Origin of the sequence: Flavonifractor sp. An9, assembly GCF_002161245.1 — a bacterium.
Lineage (GTDB): Bacteria > Bacillota > Clostridia > Oscillospirales > Oscillospiraceae > Flavonifractor > Flavonifractor avicola.
Window position 1 is genome coordinate 136371 of record NZ_NFHC01000005.1, and the last position, 19967, is coordinate 156337.

Here is a 19967-nt window from a genome sequence, read left to right on the forward strand (position 1 = left end):
GGCGTTTCGGTAAACCAGGCCCAATAAGCGCCATCCCCTCCTGGCTGCTGGTTGGGCATTATAACGACACCTGCCGCCCCGTGGTGTGGTGCTGCTGCTGGACCGCTGGGGGCCAGGGGGAGGGGGCACTCCCCCTACCACCACCCCCACCCGGTAGGGGGTAGCGGAAAACGAGGGGGTAGTCGCGGAGAGAGGTATAGGGGTATCAACACACCCGCTATATAATTCAATGACACAGGAGGTAAACACTATGAGTTTTGGAGAAGCCATTACTGCGGTGAAGGAAGGAAAGCGTATTCAGCGCATCGGCTGGAACGGCAAGAACCAGTATGTCGAACTGGCAACAGCCATCAGCTATGTCAACCCTATGGGCGAGATCATCAATGTGAACCATGAAGCCGTTGGCAGCGCGGCGCTTGCGTTTGTCGGCACTTCCGGCGTACAGCTTGGTTGGCTGGCGTCCCAGGCTGATATGCTGGCGGACGACTGGGTTATCATCAGTTGATATAACACATACATACGGGCGCAGAGCCCATTACAGGCCCGTGAGCAAAGCCTCATAAACTCACAACATAGCCCCTTAGACTGGGGCTATATATGGCCTTGTAGCTCAGTGGGTAGAGCGGATCCACAATCAGGTGTCAGGTTTCCGGTTCGAGTCCGGCCAAGGCCAGTGTGCGCACGCACCTTTCGCGTGTTCATCTTTTTGTTGGCACCCCGGAAAGACGGGGAACGCCCCAAAGGCCACAGGGCTGACTGTGGAAAGACACTATACCGGAGGCTTACAGTGCTTAATTATGCACCGGAGAAGGGAAACGGCGCCCTGTTTGCAGTACAGGAAGTGTGGGTGGCTGCAACGACCCACAACAGGCGGGAAACCGCCTGTATATGCCGCCTTGCAGTTGCATGAGACGGAGGCGGCACCACCCGGTGCAGATCCCGGGCCTCCTTTTTGATAGCCCCAGGGGGTTCTTCCCCTGCCTCCTGGGGCCTTTCCCTATAGGGGGTAGAAGAAAACAGGGGGTGGGTGTTTCAATATGGAATCCCCGAAAATTTCAAAGAAAGCTGCGGTAGTTCAGGGCAGGTGGGTGTTATGCCCGCTGACCTATGCAAAGATCGGAGCGATAGAGGCTGGGGCCACCGGAAAGGGTGTAGCCCCATATTGCAGGAAGTGTGGGTGTGCACATCCTGTCAGATTAGAGCCCTAGAGGCCAGTTATCGAGCATGACTCGGTATCTGGCCTCTTTTATTTTGTCTGGAGGCTGTTATGGCAGGCAGAAAACCGAACAAGCCTACGGGCGAAATCAAACTGGATCTTGGCGAGCTGTACGAAAAGCAGTGGAAGTTTATTGACAGCCCAAAACGATACACGGCATACGGCGGTGCCCGTGGAGGAGGCAAAACCCACGTTCTGATTCGTGCGGCTATCAAGGGCGCATTGGAGTATCCCGGAATCAAGATCCTCATTCTGCGCCGAACCTACCCGGAGCTGGAACAGACCATTATCCAGCCCATGAACAAGCTGATTAACTCCGCCACTGTGGACGGCAGGCCGTGCGGTGACATGATCGCCAGCTACAACGGAACCATGCGGATGATGTTCTTTGCCAACGGGTCAGCCATTAAATTCGGCCACTTGCAGTCAGCGGCAGCCATCACGGAGTATCAGGGCCAGGAATATGACTGGATCTTCATGGACGAAGCCACCCACTTTACGGAGTATGAGTTTCGTACTATGGGCGCTACGCTGCGCGGCGTCAACAAGATTCCGAAGCACTTTTATTTGACCTGTAACCCCGGCGGCGTAGGCCACCAGTGGGTGAAGCGCCTGTTTGTAACTAGGGAATATGAGGGCATTGAGGACGGCAAAGACTACCTGTTTATCCCGGCCACCGTTGAGGACAACGAGGCCCTTTTGAAGTCTTCTCCTGAATACATTCAGATGCTGGACACCCTGCCCGAAGATATCCGGGCTGCCCACCGATATGGCGACTGGGATGCTATGGCGGGCCAGTATTTCTCCGAGTTCCGCAAGGAACTGCATACCTGTGAACCGTTCTTGATCCCTGCCGAATGGCCCAAATACCGTGCTTTTGACTACGGCCTTGATATGTTTGCCTGCTACTGGTTTGCCATCGACTTTGACGACCGTGTGTGGGTATATCGGGAGTATTGCGAATCCGGGCTGATTGTTTCGGAAGCGGCTGCTGCTATGCAGCGGCTGACGCCGCCGGAAGAGCACATTCAGTTTACCGTGGCGCCGCCGGATATGTGGACCACGCAGAAAGATACGGGCCGCACTATGGCAGAGGTCTTCATGCAGAATGGCATTGGCCTTGTTTCTGCCAGTAACCAGCGTGTGCAGGGCTGGATGATCGTCAAGGAGTTCCTGAAGGTGCGCCAGGACGGAAAGCCTGGAATGGTGATTTTTAAGGATTGCCGACGGCTGATTTTGAACCTGCCAGCGTTGCAGCACGACGAAAAGAACCCGTCAGATTGCGCCAAGGAACCCCACGACATTACCCATAGCCCTGACGCCATTCGATACGGATTGATTTACCGAACCATGGGCGCACGTCTGGAGCCTGTGAAAAATATGGACGATGACGACGACTACATGGAAGAATACGACGACTTCATGACCGGCGGGGACGCCACCGACGGCTATATGAGCTACGGAGGGTAAGATGGACGGAATGATTGAACTTGCTATTGCCGTTGGGCGGCTGGAAAACCGGGTAAGTGAACTGGAAAAGTTGATCCGGCAATCCAAACAGGTTGTTTCTCAAGACCCTCCGCCTGTTGTTACCCCTGTTTTTGGTGAGAAAGAGAAAGAAATGGCCCCAGACAAGCTGCTTCAGCAGGGAATTGACAATATTATGGGCTATCAGTGGCCCCCGGCAGAGGAGAGATCCTAATGGCAGAGAAAATGACGCCTGAAAAGGTGTGGAATGAGTTTGAGGCTGCCTGTACTTTCAAGGCCGGGTTGAATTTGTATGACAATGTGCAGGCCAACGAGAACTTTTACATTGGGAAACAGTGGGAAGGTGTGCAGGCAAACGGCCTGCCTACCCCTGTTTTCAACTTCATCAAGAGAATCATCTTGTATGTAGTGGCCTCTACTGCCACGGACAACCTGAAAATGGCCGCCTCTCCAATGTCGTCCAACGGCTCTATGGATGTGGCTCAGATTGAGCGCATTACGCAGGTCATGACGAACCAGTTTGAAGCTCTTTTTGAATACAACAAGCTGTCAAAGCAGCTCCGTGAGTTTATGCGCAACGCTGCTGTGGACGGTGACGGCTGTATTTACTCCTGGTTTGACCCGGAAGCGGAGACCGGACAGGCAGCAATTATTACGCCGGCACCGAGGATGAGCTGCGGAGGACGATCCGGCAGCTCCGAAGCAGGATCAAGAAGATCGCCCATGCGGAGCGCGGCCTCACAAAAGCGTTGGAACAATTCACCGACAGCGGCCAGATATCCCTCCCCCTGGAGGGAGGTGATACCGCTTGAAAAGCTTCATCCCCTGGGTGGGAGGCAAAAGCAAGCTGCTCTGGCTGATCCACAAGCTGTCCCCCTCGCGCTATTCCCGGTTTATCGATGTGTTCGGCGGCAGCGGGACAGTCACACTGAGCCGTCCGATCCAGCAGGGATGCATGGAGGTTTATAACGATTTCAACGGCGACCTGACCAATCTGTTCTGCTGTGTCAAAAACAGAACCATGGCGCTCCTGCTGGAGCTTGGCTTTCTGCCGCTGAACACCCGTGATGACTTCAATGTGCTGTATAAGTTTTTCTCCCGTGAGGAATTCACCGATGACTATCTGGACGAGGAGATGGAGTTGACCCAGCGGTATCTGGAACCGCCGGATGCCAAAACCATCCGAAGGATGATGCTGGAACGAGCGCCTCGCGGAGATGTGCGGCGGGCCGCTGACTATTTCAAGCTTATCCGGTACAGCTTCAGCGGCGGCGCAAAGTCCTTCGCCGGAAAATCCTGCGACATCCGCCGCTTTTTCCATCTGGTCTGGGAGTGCTCACGCAGACTGGCGGAGGTGGTCATCGAGAACAAGGACTGCGTCGACCTCATCCGCCAATATGACCGGGAAGACGCATTCTTCTACTGTGACCCGCCTTACTACGATGCGGAGGACTGCTATGCGGTGGGCTTTCCCAAGGAAGACCACCAGCGCCTCCACGATGCGCTTCTGGAGTGCCAGGGGTTTGTGATGGTTTCCTACAACTACTGCCCCTTCATCGTAGATCTGTACAAGGAGTTTTACATCTCCCAAGCAATGTGAAGGTTCGAGCCAACGGCAAGGCTACGGTGATGACCCTCTATGGTTCAGAGAACGGAAGCCTGCGACTGTTTTCTTTGTGGGAGGGCGCAATTCTTTCCTTCAACCGGATCTATACTCAGGTCTGGCCCTTGGCACAGAATGAAGCGGCCAACATTCTGCTGCTGAACTTCTGCCGGAAGGGGCGCTGTGAAGTAGCGCTGGAGGATGGACAGTTTGCCTTCCTCTCTCAAGGACACATGGCCGTAGGAACCCAGCAGGCTCAGGAGGAGTATCGCTACCCCAGCGGTCTCTATGAGGGTGTCGAGTTGTTTTTGGATCTGGATATGTTGGCCCATCGTCCTTATCCACTGTTTCAGGAGGGGGAAGTAAGCCCAGAGGGGATCATGGAGCACCTGCATACCTCCCGCCGACTCTATTTGGGACCCACGCCTGCCTGTGTACAGACATTGCTGGATGACCTGTGGCAGCTTCGAGATTCGGAGGAAGTGGGACTGCTGAAACTTCTCTCCGCCCAGCTGCTTTGGAAGGTAGAACGCCAGCCTCTTGAAACCAGTCCCACAGTCCGCTATTTTACCAGCTCCCAAGTGTCCATCGCCAGAGAGACACGGAACATCCTGTGCGCAGACCTGAGCCAGAACCACACGGCGCGGGAGTTGGCGGATCGGTTCCAGGTGGCCGAAACCAGTCTCAAGAATTACTTCCGCGGTGTGTTTGGAGAAAACCTCTCCACATTTTTGCGGGAGGTGAGGATGCGCCGGGCAGCAGAATTGCTGCAGAGCAGTGAATTACGAGTGGCGGAGATCGCAGCACAGGTAGGCTACGAAAATCAGAGCAAATTTGCCGCAGTTTTTGTTCGGCACTTCGGCTGCCCGCCGCTGGAGTATCGCCGCAGGGCACACCTTTCGATTGCTGATGACAATTAACATCCATATACTTTGCCCTTTCTGAGATACCCACAGTTCTAAAACATAAGGAACTTCGGGTATCTCTTATTTTGAAAACGGAAGGCTTGAGTTCCTGTTCCCAAAATCCAGTCACCGCACACTTCCGCCCCTTGACATTTTTCCTTGATAACGCTAAAATACATACAAGTATGTATTTCATATTTATATGTATCATGGGAGGCATACGCATGGAAACCACAAAGGGACACTATATTTTCGGAACGGTGAAGGTTGGGGAGCGTGGGCAGATCATTATCCCCAAGGAGGCTCGACAGGTCTTTGATATTAAAGCCGGAGACACTTTGATTGTGTTGGGCGACGAGAAATGGGGCATTGCCGTCACAAAGGCAGATGTGCTGGAGAAGCACGCTTATGATGTATTCAAAAAAATCTCGGAGGGACAGACGGATGCAGACCAGTGACACAGCTCTTTTCTTTTTGGAAGACGATTGCATCCGTGCCTTTGGTCAGGAAACAGGCTGTACCTTACTCCAACAGGCGGAGGAACTTTACCAGGATTTGTGCCAGCACGGGAATGACCGGGGCAATCATGTGATCGAGGAGCATATCCAGAGCAGGCTGTTTCCTTTGATGTCATATTACAAAGCGCTTTTGAAACATGGTATTCAAGAAGATCAGGCATTGTTGTTGGTACGAGAAACAGCACACAAAGCTGCCATAGATAAAAAAGCCGAAATGCAAAAATTAGGTTCGCTTCCTTTTGCTTATCTCATTTTCCGGATGGGCGTCAAACGACACATAAAAAACCACTTTCCTTCGGAGGGATGGCAAACAGAGTGGGTGCGCTGTGACTGCCAAGAGATCCATTTCAATTTGCACCGCTGCCTCTACTGGGATGTTACGAAACAATTTGGGTGCCCGGAGCTGTGCTGTGTATTCTGTGAAAGTGATGACATCTCCTTCTCCGGACTGGCTCCCAAAATAAACTTCCTGCGCAGCGGAACGCTGGGCAGCGGAGCGGACTGCTGTGACTTCCATTTCATCAAGGCGCAATGAGGAATTAGGAAAACTGCCTATGAAACATACCTTTTACTCCCTTCTGCCCTTGTTTTTACTGCTGGATCTGGTTATTCCTTTTCTGCTGGCGCCCACCTATCCGGGCTACCGCCACACCCGGCAGGTCATGAGTGTGCTGGGAAACCGAAGCGCCCCCTTCCACACGGTCTATACTCTATGGCTGCTCTTCCTGGGGACAGCCATTCTGCTGGCCTGCGCCCAGCTGTGCCCCCTCCTTTGGGGCCGGTCCGGCGGTCTCAGTCTGGCTCTGGCGGCAATCTTGATCATCTACGCTCTGGGCGGCTGCATTTTGTCAGGATTGTTTCCTGTGTCAGAAACCAAGGCGATGGAGACTTTGTCCGCAAAGATTCACGGTTTCGGGTCGGTGTTGGGTTTTCTGGCGCTGACCTTCGCTCCGCTGGTCGTTGCACTGTTTTGTTTCAAGGGCAGGCAGACCGGCCTTGCTCTGTGCGCGCTGACATGCTTTATCCTGGCGTTGGTTTTCTTCGTGCTGTTCGTTATGGCAGACAAGCCCCGGTTTGCCCACACCGTGATTGCATGGGAGGGGCTGTGGCAGCGGCTGACCCTGCTGTTTATGTATCTTCCTCTGGCACTGCTCAGTGCCAGAGGCGCACAATAAGAAAGGAGTGGTTCCGATGCCGCAGATGAACAAAGGCGGAAAATTTGTTTTTGGGAAATCCAACATTCAAGCATCCGGCAAAGTTCAGTTTCCCATCCAGGCTATGGCGGAATACCAGATCACCGCCGAAGGCAAGGTCTATCTCTTTACCGGAAGCAAGGTGACCGGTGGATTCTGCGTGACCAGAAAGGGGCTGCTCCTGCCATCCAAGCTGGGCCATATTCTGGCCGCTCTGCCCGATCTGCTGGACTATACCGCCGAAGAAGGTTCATTTCTTCCTTACAAGGGCCGCTCCTACTGCTGGCTCTCTGTGACAGCAGATGGGCTGATCCGTCTTACGAAGCCAATGATGGATTTTCTTCGCATTACCCCAGGGATGCGGCTCTTATCCATCCGCAGCAGCGACATTGCCTTCACCATGGGCGCCAGGGGGCCGCTTCTGGAAAAGGCGGATCGCTATAATGGCGTGATTCCGGAATTCTGAATTATGACAAAAAGCGGTCGTTGACAAGGATATTCTGTCAGCGGCCGCTTCTCTGTCTGCAGCCATGAACATTCTGGCAAGGGAATCAACTGGGCAGCAATTTGCAGTCCGGTTGATTCCTTTATTGGGATAGGAGGAGAAGGAATCGTTGTCAGTACTGGGGAAGCATCTCCGCTTAATTGGACAGTCTTTGCTCAGCTGCCCACATTGCGGCATATTTTCCGCCTCTGGCCAGCAGCTCCTCATGGGTGCCGGACTCCGCAATGTTCCCGCCTGCTACCACCAGGATCTGATCCGCATTTCGGACGATAGACAGGGTATGTGCAATCATGACTACTGTCTTCCGCTCTGACAAAAGCCCCAGGATCGCCCGCTTGACCGCCAGCTCGTTTTCAATGTCCAGAGAGGCAGTGGCCTCATCCAGCAGCAGGATGGGGCTGTTTTTCAAAATAGCCCGGGCGATGGACAGACGCTGACGCTCCCCGCCGGAGAGAAAGTTTCCGTTTTCCCCAATAGGGGTGTCATAGCCATGCTCCAGCTTCTGTATGAAGCCGTCGCATCCAGCCGCACGGCAGGCGGCTTCCACCTCACGGTCTGTGGCCGAGGGGCGGGCATGGCGGATATTCTCCCGAACTGTATCGTCAAAGAGGAACACCTGCTGATCCACCATGGAGATCTGCTCCAGCACCCGTTCTGCCGCCACGGTCTCAATGGACTGCCCTCCGATGGAGATCTCGCCGCTCTGTGGTTCGTAGTATTTGGCGATCAGATTGAGAATGGTGGATTTGCCGGAACCGGAGTCTCCTACAATGGCGGTGAGCTTTCCTGCCGGCGCCGTAAAGGACAGCTCCTTCAGCACCGGCTCTCCCGGCACATAGGAGAAGGAGACCGAGCGGAAGGTGATGTTCTGCTCAGCAGGATGGAAGGGCGCCATGGAACCTCTCTCCTCCGGTTCTGCCATCACCTGGAGGATATTGTTCTTGGAGACCATCAGGTGCTTCCATTCAAAGAGATCGATGGAAATGGCAGTGGTAAGCTTGGTCAGCAGAATGGGCAGCATGGAGACCATGAGATAATCCACATTGTTCAGCGTACCGGCTGCCCAGGGGCCGGCTGCCAGCGCCATGATGGCCGGCACACTGCACCAGCTGAGAATGTTATACCCGAAGCCAATAGGGATGCCCTTTGCCTCGTACAGATAACACACCCGGCTGAACCTCCGCATCGCCTCAGTAGTAGCCTGATTCTGGACGCCACCCATATGATAGGCACGGAAGGTCTGGATGCCGTCGATGTACTCCACGATGCTGCTGACCGTCTCGGCACTGACCTCATGCTTGGCCACGCCGTATTTGGCAACAACGCGGAAGGAAAGCCACAGATTGGGGATCAGCCCCGCTACCACCAAGAAAAGAATCAGCCCCGCCGGCAGATACACCTTGCATACAAAGCCTACCAGCATGGCGGCCAGCACCGCGTTTTTGGTGATGTTGCCGCTGGAGTGGGTCAGGATCTTCTCGTAGCTGCCCACATCGCTGGTCATGGTATTCACATACTCTCCCACCTGTCCCTGGGTGAAGCGGGAAAGAGGGATTTGTTTGAGTTTGTCACCCAGCCGAAGCCGCAGTCCTTTGGAAACAGCAGCTCCGCCCAGCTGAACCTGCGTGTAACCGGCGGCGTAAATGACCAGTCGAATCAGGAAGATGCCCGCAAGAAACGCAGTCAGCAGCCCGAGCCGCTGTGCGCTCAGGCTGCCCTCAGACAGCCCGGACAGAACCATATAAATGGACAAGTAGCTGCACCCGGACAGCAGCCCTTCCACTACCGTGAGGATCACACCGGAATAGAAGGCCCGATTTTTACGGAACACATTTGCCTCACGCATGCTGCACACCCCCTTCCACGGAATAGGCAATGGCACGGGCAGCCCGGTAATCCGCCCAAGCCCTGCGGTAGTATTCATTTTTCTCCAGCACCTCTTCATGGGTACCACAGCAGGTAATGGTGTTGTTCTCCACTACTGCCACCTTGTCGCACAGCTTGATGGCGCCCAGCCGGTGGGCCACGATCACAACTGTCTTGCCCCGGCACAGGTTTTCAATGGCCCGGTCGATCTCCACCTGGTTTTCCGGATCAGCCGCTGAGGTGGCTTCATCCAGGATCAGAATGGGGGCGTTTTTCAAAATAGCTCGGGCGATGGCAATCCGCTGCCGCTCCCCACCGGAGAAACGGGAGCCGAAAGTACCCACCTTGGTTTCATAGCCCTGGGGCAGCGATTGGATGAAATCATCGATCTGCGCCAGTCTGGCAGCCTCGCGCACCTGCTCCAGTGTTGCTCCCGAGTTCATGCGAATGTTTTCCAGCACGCTTCCCCGGGTCAGAAAGGTCTTCTGGAACACCAGAGAGATATGGTCCAACAGGTCCTCGTAGTCCAGCTCCCGCACATCTCTGCCGCCGATGCGGACCGTTCCCTGGGTCACATCGTAAGAGCGGGCCATCAGCTGGATCACGGTGCTTTTGCCTGCACCGGACACCCCCACCAGCGCCACCTTTTCCCCCGGCGCCACAGTGAGGGAGCAATCCCTGAGCACACCGGTCTTTCCATCGTAGGAAAAGGAGACATGATCCAGGGTAATGCCGCAGGTCTCCGGAAAGGCCGCGCTGCCGGAAAAGGTGGGCAGATCCAGGATCTCCTCCACCTTTTTCACGCCGGAAAGCGCCTGAGCAAAGGTGGTGGCCAGTTTTTGCAGGGGCAGGATCTCGGTGAGATACATCCCGCCTACATAGGCAAAAAGCAGAAATACGCTGCCGGTAACGCTTCCCCGGAGGAAAAGCAGGCCGCCTACTGGAACCATCAGCACCATTCCGCACTCCACCAGCAGCAGAAAGGCGGCATAGGGCGGAGCCGTCTTGTGTGTGACCAGGTTCCAGATCCGGTTCTCCTCCTCAATGGCATGGGAAAATTTCTGGAAGGAGCGGCTGCCCATGTTATACGCTTTGATCAGCCGCATACCGGAGATGTACTCAATCATCACGGAATTAAAGCCTACCAGGGAGCGGTTGACATCGGACAAGACCCCCTTCATTCTTCGGAAGATGACCGCCATCACAATGCCGGCCAGGGGCAGCGGGAGCAGGGAGACCAGGGCCAGAGGGGCATTGACGGAGAGCAGATACAGGAAAATCACAACCGGTCCTGTGAGATAGGCCACAAATTCCGGCAGGTTGTGGGCCAGAAACAGTTCCAACTTCTCGATGTCCTCATTGAGAACGGTCTTGACCGCGCCTGTGCTCCGCTCGTCCAAGGCTCCAAGAGACACTTTGGCAAGATGCTCCGTTACCATGCACCGCACTCGAAACAGCGCCCCATAGGCTCCCTTGTGAGACAGCACACCCGAAGTACCCAGCAGCACCAGCCTTCCCACGGTGCCCGCCGTGACCAGCAAAGCGCAGTCGGCGATAACTGCTTTGGTACAGGCGCCGGAGAGCACCGCATCCATCAGCCGGTAAATGCCAATATACGATGTGATGACCAGAATACCGCTGCCAAAGGCACACAAAACGGACAGGATCAGCCATTTCCGTTCCGGCCCGGCCCACTGCAGCAGCCGCATCACCGGTGATGGCCGTTTTTCTTTCATCGTCTGTTCCTCCTTCCCCCGGCTTGACGAGAGCGCCGGGAAGTGATATTTTAGTTAGCAGATACTAACCAGCATCCATCCTACCGGCAAAACAGCGGTATCGCAAGGCTTTGGGCGCGGTTCCGGCTGATTGGGGTGGAGATGTGGCTGATCGAGGTGGTGACAGATTATGGCGGCAAATAAAGACTTGGAGCAGCAATATGGCCGGGCGATGGAGGAACACGGGTTTCTTCCAGATCCGGAGAACCGGCGTTACGGCTCCATGGGGCTGTGCTGGCGGCACACCTCCCAGCAGGGCGGCGGTTTTTTCTGGACCTACGGGCAGCAGGATCTCTATACCATCAAGATCCATGATTTCTTTTTCCATGAGGATCAGCTGCTGGAGTTCCATTGGCCGGAGAGTCTCAGTGTCACCTGGTATGAATCCATTTCCGGTGAGGAGTTCTCCCCCTGCCGCCGTCTTGTTCCAGGCTGTGTCAAAAGTTTTATCGGAGGTCGGGAACCATACCGGGCGCTCATCCACAGGCAGATCCCCATCGTTTCCATTGGCGTGGAGATCACCCCGGCTTACTACCGGGATTATCTGCGCCGCCAGTTTCCCCAGGAGTATCAAAGCCTGCTGGAGTCTTTTCAAACGCTGGATCAGACAGAACACTTCCCGGAAATGGTGCAGCTCTTGAAACAGGTGCGCGACTACCGGGGGGAGGGGCTTCCCGCCCGTTTGTTTTATGATGGGAAGGTGGCGGAGGCGGTGGCGCTGGTGGCAGAACGGCACCTGAAGCGCAAGAACCGCCGTTCTGTCAGTGCGGAGGATATGGTACGGCTGGCCGATGTGGCAGCCTTCATCACGGCCCACTGTGCGGATGAACTGCCGCTGGAACGTCTCAGCCGTATTGGCTGCATGAGTATTTCCAAGCTGAAGGATGCCTTCCATGTCCGGTATGGCTGCACGATTACCCAGTACATTCAGGGGCAGCGCACGGAGCAGGCTGGGCGGCTGCTGCGGGAAACCGACCTGCCGGTGAGCCAGGTGGCGGCCATTGTTGGGTATCAGAATCCCAGCCGTTTCGCGGAGATCTTCCGGCGAAACACCGGACGCTCCCCTGCGGAATACCGCAGAGCATACTGCAACTACTTCACGGAAAAAACCGACATGGAAAGGAAAGATCCTTAATAGAAACCAAGAGGCCGCATGGGGAACATTCCGCCATGCGGCTTTTGCAATCGTCAGCAATCGGCAGCACAGAATCGGCTTTTCCTGTGTTCTGTCCGTCCCGGCCTGCTTTCTGAAATGGAGAACAATTCTCTCAATGTAGGGAGAGCGTCCATGGTAACAGGCACATCGTCGGGCATTTCTCCTTCATCAAAGTGGAGGATGCGGGAACAGGTACGACTGACAAATTCAAAATCATGTGTGACAATAAAGATGACTTTTCCCATATCAGACAGGCGCCGGATCAGACCTGCGACCTGTGTCATGCTGTCAAAATCCAGCCCGCTGGTCGGTTCGTCAAACACCAGCAGGTCTTTCCCACAAATCATGCTGACCGCTACCGCCACCCGCTGCTTTTGACCTCCGGACAGGGTATTGGGGTGGCGGTCTCTGAATGGGGCCAGGGCCAACTCTTCCAGTGTTGCGTCAACGAGCGTCTGTTTCGGATTGCGGATACCGAATGTACATTCTGACTCCACACTATCCGCAAAAAGCTCGTAGTTCACATCCTGCATGACCATATAGGAATGCCGCAGGCGATCTTTGTGATCCATGGACAGACCGTTCCAAAAGAATTGACCATCACAGGCCTTGTGAAGCCCGCACAAAGCACGGGAAAAGGTCGTTTTTCCGGCCCCATTGTGGCCAACGACGCCAATTACCTCTCCCTTTGCTGCTGTAAGGCTGATGTCGTGCAAAATGGTCCTCTTCTTATAGTGAAGGGCTACATTGTTAAGTTCCAAGATAGGATCTGAAACAGGCGCAAGGGAATGATTCCGCGGTGGGAGAACACGATGCAAATCGATCGCTCGAAGGCCCATTTGTTCCCGGGTATCCTCCGACAGCTGTCGAAATGCTTCCGGCGTAAAGACCTGCATGATTTTCCCGTGTTCCAAATACACAATCCGGTCCACCAGATCCATCAAATAGTATAACCTATGTTCTGCAATCAATATGGTTTTTCCCTGTGATTTGATCAGCCTGAGATGTTCTCCCAATTCTTGAATGGAACGCATATCCAAATTAGAGGACGGTTCATCCAAAAGATATATTGGAGGATTCATTGCATAGACTGAGGCAAACGCTATCTTTTGCTTTTCTCCACCGGATAACTCGAAAATGTTGCGATTACGGAGATTTTCAATGTGAAGTTCTGCCGATGTCCGATCCACGCGTTCTCTCAGCTGGCAAACTGGAAGTGCTTGATTTTCAATACCAAAAGCGATCTCGCTGTCTGTATCCACATTAAAAAACTGTGTCCTTGGGTTTTGAAACACCGATCCAACCTTTGCGGCAATCTGGTGCATAGGAAAATCACGGACTTCCTGACCATCCACCAGTACGCTGCCCGCCAGCTCTCCTGCGTAAAATTGTGGGATCAAGCCGTTTACAAGCCTCGTGATGGTGGTCTTTCCGCAGCCGCTCCGGCCACAGAACAGAACACATTCTCCGTCCTCTATGGTCAGGTTGATGTCATGCAGCCCGTCTCCTGTTTGTCCTTGATAAGTAAATGATACATGCTTTAACTCGATCATCCCAGCATCCCCTTTCCATAAAGCCCGACAGCCAGTGCGCCTGCAAAGCAAAAGACTGCCGCAATATCCATCAACCCGATATGGATCTGCACCAGACAAGTTCGAGGCTTTGGGTTTTCAATGCCGCGGGTGATAGAAGCGATGGACAGTTCATCCGCCGCTTTGGATGCCGCCATCATCAACGGAACATAGATACACTCCACCGTTATTCCGGGATGCGTCAGGAACCCCTTAAGCGAAGGCGAGACGTCCCGCATCCGCATTGCGTCCTTGATAAACCGCCAATCCTCCTGAATGGTAGGGATATAACGCAGCATGACGGCCAAGGGGATTACCAGCTTTTGGGGTGCATGGATGCGATTCATCGCCGAGAGGAATTCGCTGACCTTTGTAGTGGAAATGACAATGCCAGACAGCATCCCGCAGGGATAGACCTTATGGAATAACCCTAAAAAAGCGATAAACATGGTGCGCCAAGTTCCGGTCATGGTATCCATGATCCAGATGGTGAGCAGAACGATCAGCGCATAGAACAGTACTCCCTTCCAGGCATACTTCCACTTTCCGAAGCAAACGCCGAGTAGCCCGATCAGCACCACAAGGCCCAGTTCGTAGAGTAAGGATGGAGCCATCATGGCAGAAAAGATACACAACAGAAGCAGTAATATCTTCGTTCTGGGGTCCAGCCACAGTCCGCGCGTGGATAACGCTCCGCCAATCATGCGGTGATCCCAGCCTTTTCAAACTGCTTTTTCATCAGCTTTCCACCAATCCAACCACTGAACGCAGCAATCGCCAGCGTTCCGATAATGATGACAGCCAACAGCCAGGAGGGAGCAGACGCGCTCATTGTGTCAATATAGGACTGTTCCGTGCCGTTTTCCAGCATCGTGCTGGCCCAGCCTTGCGGATCAATAAAAAACACCACATAGGTGTAAACGCCGCCCAGCGACATCAGCATATAGGACAGCAGATTGACCGCCTTATTGCGGTAATCTCCCGCGCCAGCTACCAGATCGGCGATAATTCCCATTCCGATATAGCCTAAAGAAAAAGCCCAGTGCATTCCGGTAACGAACCAGATGATCCCCATAATGATACCAAGAATGGTGACGCTCCACCGCTTCTGCACCTTGGCGATCATCAGAAGATATACAGGGCCGCACAGCAATGCTGCACCCATCGGCATATAGAATGTCAAAACCGGGTTTGGTGCAAAGAAAATACCGCCGATCATGGTAAACACCAAGAAAATTGCGCTGAAAATGCCGGTTGTCACAAGATCCTTGATAGTGAGACTCTTTTTTGCGGGATTGATTTGATTGCTCATGTTGATCCTCCTATTTTGCAATGCGTTGACTTTATGAGATAGGTATGCTATCCTTTGGTTAGATGTGGCTAACCGTTATATATAATTACACCATGTTTAATCTGCTTTCAATCATTTGGAGTAAGGTTCGTCCTATCATTTCAAAAATTCGTCTAATCATTGCAAAACAAGGGAGGCGTATCTATTGTAATGACCGGTATCATCGAGCAATACTATGCGCCATTACTGAAAAAGCACGGTTTTGTACCGGAACCAGATAATGATCAGTATGGTCCTCTGGGGCTTTGCTGGAAGCTATCTCCGGAAGTTGGCGAAGGTTCCTATTGGACCTACGGGCAAAGGGATCTGTTCGACATCAAGATACACAACTTCTCTTTCAATAAGGATTTTATGCTGGAATTTGATCTCCCGGAATGTCTCAGTATTACCCGTTACGATTCCATCTCCGGTGAAGAGTTGTCTCCGTATCGCCGGTTGTCAGCCGGATGTATCAAGACCTATGTGGGCGGATACAAGCCATATCAAGTAATCGTCCACAAAAATATACCGGTTCGATCCATAGGCATCGAAATCACCCCCGCATATTATGAGGATTATTTGAAAAAACAGTATCCGGAAGAATATCGGAATCCCATCGAGGCTTTTCGGGAAATCGACCAAACAACAGATTTCCCGGAAATGTACCGGCTTCTATTAGAACTACAGAGCTACCGTGGAACCGGAATTGCAGCTAAACTCTATTATGAGAGCAAGGTAGCCGAGGCGCTCTCTCTGGTGGTTGAATATCAAAAAAAGCGTTCAGTTTCAGATCACAAACTGGTTTCTCAGGATTTGGAACGGATTCAAACCGTAGCGGCCTATTTGAGTGATCATTATGCTGGTGAAGTACCCATAGAACGTCTGGCACAAATCGCCTGCATGGGTACGACAAAACTCAAAAGCAGCTTCAAGAAGGTCTATGGCTGCACGATCACAGAGTATATACAGCAGCGCCGCATGAGTCAGGCAGAATATCTGCTGGCTCATACCGATCTGCAAATTGGTCAGATTGCTCAAACGATAGGATATTCTACATCCAGCCGGTTTGCGGAACTGTTTCGAAGAAGCACCGGCCTGCTCCCGCTGGAGTACAGGAAAATGGCAAAGCGAAAGTGATACAAAGCCAAAATCCAAAGAATCATTCCAAAACAGTACGAGGGGAGGCAGATATACCTCCCCTCGTACTTATTTTATATCCGCCAGCCCTCAGCCCGCTGTCGGATCTCGATAAAGTTCCGGTAAGTTCCCTCCTGGCTCATCAGCTCCTGATGGGTACCATGCTGAGCAATGCGCCCATCCTCCACCACTAAAATCCGGTCAGCATTCTGGATCGTAGCCAGACGGTGGGCGATGGTGATGATAGTCTTTCCCCGCACCAGAGCAGAGAGCGCCTCCTGGATCTCATGCTCATTCTCCGGGTCCACGCTGGCGGTGGCCTCGTCCAGAATGATGATGGGGGCGTCCTTCAGAAGACACCGGGCAATGGAAATGCGCTGCTTTTCTCCGCCGGAGAGGTTGGAGCCTCCTTCTCCCACCATGGTGTCGTACCCTTGGGGCAGCGCCATGATGAAGTCATGGCAGCGGGCCGTTTTGGCCGCGGCGATCACATCCTCCTCGGCAGCATCCGGACGGCCAAAACGGATGTTATTGCGGATGGTGTCGTGGAACAGATACACATTCTGAAATACCATAGCAATGTTGCGTAAAAGGCTGTCGCAGGTCATCTTCCGGATGTCATAGCCGCCCACGGTGATGCGTCCCTGATCCACATCATAAAACCGGGCCAGCAGTGCGCAGAGGGTGCTCTTCCCGCTGCCGGACGGCCCTACAATGGCGGTGGCGCTGTTTTGCGGCAGTTGGAAAGAAACATCGTGGATCACCTCCCGTGTTCCGTAACCGAAGGAGACATGGTCGAAGCAGATGTCGTAACGCTCCAAAGAGACGTCTTTCCCATCCTGATCCGGCAGTTCCGTTCCCTCCAGTTCTTCCAGACGGTCCAGCACCGAGTCCGTGACAGAAAGGATATGGGCGGCGTCGTTGATGGACTCCACACTGCCGAAGATCGTGAAGGAAAACATGGCAGCCATCAGGAGCACCGGCAGCTCCAAGGTTCCGTTCATAGTCTGCCAGCCGGCGGTGAACACCAGGCCAACAGCTGCGGCCTTCAGAGAAAACAGGTGCAGGCAGTTCCAGGGCACAAATCCAAACTCGTTTTTGATACGGATGTCCTTATTGGCCCGGCACGCCTCAAAAAACCGCTGGGAGGACGCCCCCTCCTGTCCGAAGGATTTGACCACCGAAAGGCCGTGGATGTACTCAATGGCTGCCCCGGACAATGCCTCTTGGGCCCGGTGTCCCACCGGAGCGGTGCGGGCACTCTGCCGCCCGATGCCGCGGAGGGCAAAGGCGGACAGCAGCACACCCACCACTGCCACCAGCGCCGCCTCGGGGCAGAAGAACGCCATGCACAAAACGATGACCAGTACCTGCAGATAGCCGTTGATGACCGCATCCACCATCTTCATGCTTTGCAGCTCCAGGGTACTGAGCTCCGTGGTCAGAGCAGCCAGAATGTCGCCCAGGTTATTCTTAGAGAAATACCCCAGGGAAACCCGTTTGAGCAGGTCACCAAGTTCCAGTCTCTGCTGCGCCGCCCGCTCTGTTCCGATACTCTCCTGGAGCCGGTTTTTCCAGTAAGCACACACGAAGCGCAGAACGATCAGCAGGATGATCCCGCCCAGGCACAGCCAGGGGAGTCTGGCGTCCAGCGCCGTCCCCTCCTGGGCACTCTCGATGACCAGCCCAAGGGCCCAGGCCGTCAGCATCACCGGCCCGGCGGCGGCCCAGGTGGCAAGAAACGAACAGAGGCTTCCGAGATACAGCCGTCTGTGGTACCCCTTTGTCCAACGCAGAATCCGATTCATACTCTGAAACATCGTCAAGCCTCCTTTCCAACCGCCCAGTTCTGGGCACCCACATGGGCCTGCCATAGCTTTTGATATAGCGGGCATCGGCTGAGCAGCTCCGGCTGTGTGCCTTTGTCCACAATACGGCCCTTCTCCAGCACCACGATCTGGTCGGCGTTCTGAATCGTGCTCAGCCGGTGGGCAATAACCAGCAGCGTTTTCCCCCGGGAGAGCGCCATCAGTGAACGCTGGATTTTGTCTTCGTTCTCCGGATCGGTAAAGGCGGTGGCCTCGTCCAAAATTACAATGGGGGCATCCTTCAGAATCGCGCGGGCGATGGCGATCCGCTGCCGCTCCCCACCGGAGAGCTGCTTGCCCGCTTCACCCGCTGGGGTATCCCATCCATGCTCCAGCCGTCCTAAAAACTCCTCACACTGAGCGGCCCGGGCAGCCGCCCAAACTTCCTCCTCCGTGGCGTCCGGCTTTCCCAATCGAATGTTTTCTTTCAGAGAGCAGTCAAAGAGGAAATTGTCCTGTGTCACGAAACTGACCTGATCCGCCAGCTGCTTCAGTGTGAGATTCCGAATATCCACACCGCCTATGGCAATGCAGCCATCCGTCACATCCCAGAACCGAGCGATAAGCCGGGCTGCCGTAGATTTGCCTCCACCTGAGGGACCCACCAGAGCGGTGAAGGTTCCAGCGGGAAGTTCCAGATCAATGTGACGCAGCACAGTGTCCTCTTCTTTCCCGCTATACGAGAAGGACACATCCCGCAAAGTGATACCGCTGCCGGAGAGGCGGGCGGGCTCGGACGCCTCGGGCAGCTCCTCCAGATCCAGCAGATGCCGAGTGTCCCGGACGGCAAATTCCATGCTCTTCATGGAATTGAGAAAGGCTGCAGCCTGCACCAGCGGGGACACGATACCCAGCACCAGCATCAAGCACAGAGCCAGCCGGGCCGGGTCCAGGACGCCGGTCTGATACAGGGCGATCCCAACTGGCAGGGTGGCCAGCAGCGTGGTAGGCAGGATAGACAGGCACAGGTTCATGGACTTCCAGGTGCAGCGGAACCACTCCAGCGTGAAGTCACGAAAACTGGTCACTGCCCGGACGAATTTCTCATAGGAGGCACCGCTCTGGTTGAAAGCCTTTACCACCTCGATGCCCTTTACATACTCCACGATGATACTGTTGACCTGAGCATTGGCTGCCATATAGGCGGCATACTTTTCGTTGTAGGTCCGCAGGCTCGCCGCCATGGGGATCAGCGCGGCCGGGATCGTAGCAAGGGAGGCAAGGCCCATCCGCCAATCCATGGCAAAGAGGGCGATCACCACCACGATAGGCAGCAGCACATTGGAACTCAATTCCGGTATCATGTGGGCCAGCGGCGGCTCAATGTCCTCGATCCGATCCACGATGGTGCTTTTGAGGGAACCGACGGGCTTCGACAGCACACTCCCCAAGGGGGCGTGCATCAGCTTATGGGCCACTTGACGGCGCAGGCCCTCCAAAATGGTGTAGGCAGACACATGAGCCAGCATAGTAGAAAAGGCGTAAAAAGCCACCTTGACCGTATATCCCGCCAGACACACTCCAGCCCATCGGAGAAGCTCCGTTCCGGAGGCCGACTGATGGATAAACAGGCGAAGGATCTCATAGACCCCCAGATACGGCACAAAGCCCCCCACCACGCTGATAATTGCGCATATAACAGACAAGACCAGCTTTCCCCGGCAGGGACCGGCAAAGGAGAGCAGGATGGCCAGCCAGCTGCGTTGTTTCACAAAACCACTCCTATTACAATAAATTTGGACAGGAAAGCCGGACAGCCAGTCCGGCTTTCCCTCCATCTCGTGCCTAAGCTACAATGAGAGGAGCAACTGGCTGACCAATCACTCCTTGGGCTTG

The 19967-nt window shown here is 54.3% G+C and carries 19 protein-coding genes and 1 tRNA gene; 13 read left to right on the forward strand and 7 right to left on the reverse strand.

Annotated elements, in window-relative coordinates; all coding sequences use genetic code 11:
* The first annotated feature begins 250 nt into the window (after nucleotides 1-250).
* The 11 genes from B5G40_RS05625 (at nucleotide 251) to B5G40_RS05670 (ending at nucleotide 7389) form a co-directional block, all read left to right on the forward strand.
* A complete protein-coding gene (locus B5G40_RS05625; protein WP_242959255.1) occupies nucleotides 251-505 on the forward strand; it encodes a DUF2829 domain-containing protein in 255 nt (84 codons plus the stop codon).
* A gap of 94 nt (nucleotides 506-599) precedes the next feature.
* Nucleotides 600-673, forward strand: a tRNA-Val gene (locus B5G40_RS05630).
* Between the two features lie 594 nt (nucleotides 674-1267).
* Nucleotides 1268-2686, forward strand: coding sequence for a phage terminase large subunit (locus tag B5G40_RS05635; protein ID WP_087399017.1), 1419 nt, complete (start codon nucleotides 1268-1270; stop codon nucleotides 2684-2686).
* A 1-nt stretch (nucleotide 2687) separates the two neighbouring features.
* Entirely contained in the window at nucleotides 2688-2918 is a 231-nt protein-coding gene (locus tag B5G40_RS05640; protein ID WP_087399018.1) for a hypothetical protein, read from the forward strand.
* Complete coding sequence (locus B5G40_RS17290; RefSeq protein ID WP_242959257.1) at nucleotides 2918-3673, forward strand: hypothetical protein; 756 nt, start codon at nucleotides 2918-2920, stop codon at nucleotides 3671-3673. The genes B5G40_RS05640 and B5G40_RS17290 overlap by 1 nt, the downstream gene beginning before the upstream one ends.
* Nucleotides 3573-4304: a DNA adenine methylase gene (locus B5G40_RS05645; protein ID WP_242959276.1), complete on the forward strand. Its 732-nt coding sequence runs from the start codon at nucleotides 3573-3575 to the stop codon at nucleotides 4302-4304. Before B5G40_RS17290 ends, B5G40_RS05645 begins: the two co-directional genes overlap by 101 nt.
* Nucleotides 4301-5227 (forward strand): helix-turn-helix domain-containing protein, encoded by a 927-nt coding sequence (locus tag B5G40_RS05650; RefSeq protein ID WP_242959259.1) that lies wholly within the window; start codon nucleotides 4301-4303, stop codon nucleotides 5225-5227. Before B5G40_RS05645 ends, B5G40_RS05650 begins: the two co-directional genes overlap by 4 nt.
* A 209-nt stretch (nucleotides 5228-5436) precedes the next feature.
* Entirely contained in the window at nucleotides 5437-5670 is a 234-nt protein-coding gene (locus tag B5G40_RS05655) for an AbrB/MazE/SpoVT family DNA-binding domain-containing protein (RefSeq protein ID WP_058964285.1), read from the forward strand.
* The gene (locus tag B5G40_RS05660; protein ID WP_087399020.1) at nucleotides 5657-6265 is read left to right on the forward strand and encodes an L-2-amino-thiazoline-4-carboxylic acid hydrolase; all 609 of its coding nucleotides are present in this window, start codon (nucleotides 5657-5659) and stop codon (nucleotides 6263-6265) included. The genes B5G40_RS05655 and B5G40_RS05660 overlap by 14 nt, the downstream gene beginning before the upstream one ends.
* 19 nt (nucleotides 6266-6284) lie before the next feature.
* Nucleotides 6285-6905 (forward strand): DUF998 domain-containing protein, encoded by a 621-nt coding sequence (locus B5G40_RS05665; RefSeq protein WP_164496942.1) that lies wholly within the window; start codon nucleotides 6285-6287, stop codon nucleotides 6903-6905.
* Between the two features lie 16 nt (nucleotides 6906-6921).
* Nucleotides 6922-7389, forward strand: a complete 468-nt coding sequence (locus B5G40_RS05670; protein ID WP_087399021.1) for a hypothetical protein — start codon at nucleotides 6922-6924, stop codon at nucleotides 7387-7389.
* 175 nt (nucleotides 7390-7564) lie between these two features.
* Here the strand turns inward: B5G40_RS05670 and B5G40_RS05675 are convergent, their stop codons facing one another.
* Entirely contained in the window at nucleotides 7565-9274 is a 1710-nt protein-coding gene (locus tag B5G40_RS05675; protein ID WP_087399022.1) for an ABC transporter ATP-binding protein, read from the reverse strand.
* A complete protein-coding gene (locus B5G40_RS05680) occupies nucleotides 9267-11030 on the reverse strand; it encodes an ABC transporter ATP-binding protein (protein WP_087399023.1) in 1764 nt (587 codons plus the stop codon). Before B5G40_RS05680 ends, B5G40_RS05675 begins: the two co-directional genes overlap by 8 nt.
* 169 nt (nucleotides 11031-11199) lie before the next feature.
* Between B5G40_RS05680 and B5G40_RS05685 the strand changes: the two genes are divergently transcribed.
* Nucleotides 11200-12204 carry an AraC family transcriptional regulator gene (locus B5G40_RS05685; RefSeq protein ID WP_006572705.1) on the forward strand — a complete coding sequence of 335 codons (1005 nt, stop codon included), beginning with the start codon at nucleotides 11200-11202 and terminating at the stop codon, nucleotides 12202-12204.
* Nucleotides 12205-12257: 53 nt separating this feature from the next.
* Here the strand turns inward: B5G40_RS05685 and B5G40_RS05690 are convergent, their stop codons facing one another.
* The 3 genes from B5G40_RS05690 to B5G40_RS05700 are packed head-to-tail and all read right to left on the reverse strand — an operon-like array spanning nucleotide 12258 to nucleotide 15108.
* Complete coding sequence (locus B5G40_RS05690) at nucleotides 12258-13778, reverse strand: ABC transporter ATP-binding protein (protein ID WP_087399024.1); 1521 nt, start codon at nucleotides 13776-13778, stop codon at nucleotides 12258-12260.
* Nucleotides 13775-14500: an energy-coupling factor transporter transmembrane component T gene (locus B5G40_RS05695; protein WP_087399025.1), complete on the reverse strand. Its 726-nt coding sequence runs from the start codon at nucleotides 14498-14500 to the stop codon at nucleotides 13775-13777. Before B5G40_RS05695 ends, B5G40_RS05690 begins: the two co-directional genes overlap by 4 nt.
* Nucleotides 14497-15108, reverse strand: coding sequence for an MptD family putative ECF transporter S component (locus tag B5G40_RS05700; protein ID WP_087399026.1), 612 nt, complete (start codon nucleotides 15106-15108; stop codon nucleotides 14497-14499). The genes B5G40_RS05695 and B5G40_RS05700 overlap by 4 nt, the downstream gene beginning before the upstream one ends.
* A gap of 189 nt (nucleotides 15109-15297) precedes the next feature.
* Between B5G40_RS05700 and B5G40_RS05705 the strand changes: the two genes are divergently transcribed.
* Nucleotides 15298-16263 (forward strand): AraC family transcriptional regulator, encoded by a 966-nt coding sequence (locus tag B5G40_RS05705; protein WP_087399027.1) that lies wholly within the window; start codon nucleotides 15298-15300, stop codon nucleotides 16261-16263.
* Between the two features lie 74 nt (nucleotides 16264-16337).
* On the opposite strand, the gene B5G40_RS05710 is transcribed toward B5G40_RS05705, so the two are convergent.
* Complete coding sequence (locus B5G40_RS05710; protein ID WP_087399028.1) at nucleotides 16338-18083, reverse strand: ABC transporter ATP-binding protein; 1746 nt, start codon at nucleotides 18081-18083, stop codon at nucleotides 16338-16340.
* Between the two features lie 2 nt (nucleotides 18084-18085).
* The gene (locus B5G40_RS05715) at nucleotides 18086-19843 is read right to left on the reverse strand and encodes an ABC transporter ATP-binding protein (RefSeq protein WP_164496943.1); all 1758 of its coding nucleotides are present in this window, start codon (nucleotides 19841-19843) and stop codon (nucleotides 18086-18088) included.
* Nucleotides 19844-19967: the final 124 nt, after the last annotated feature.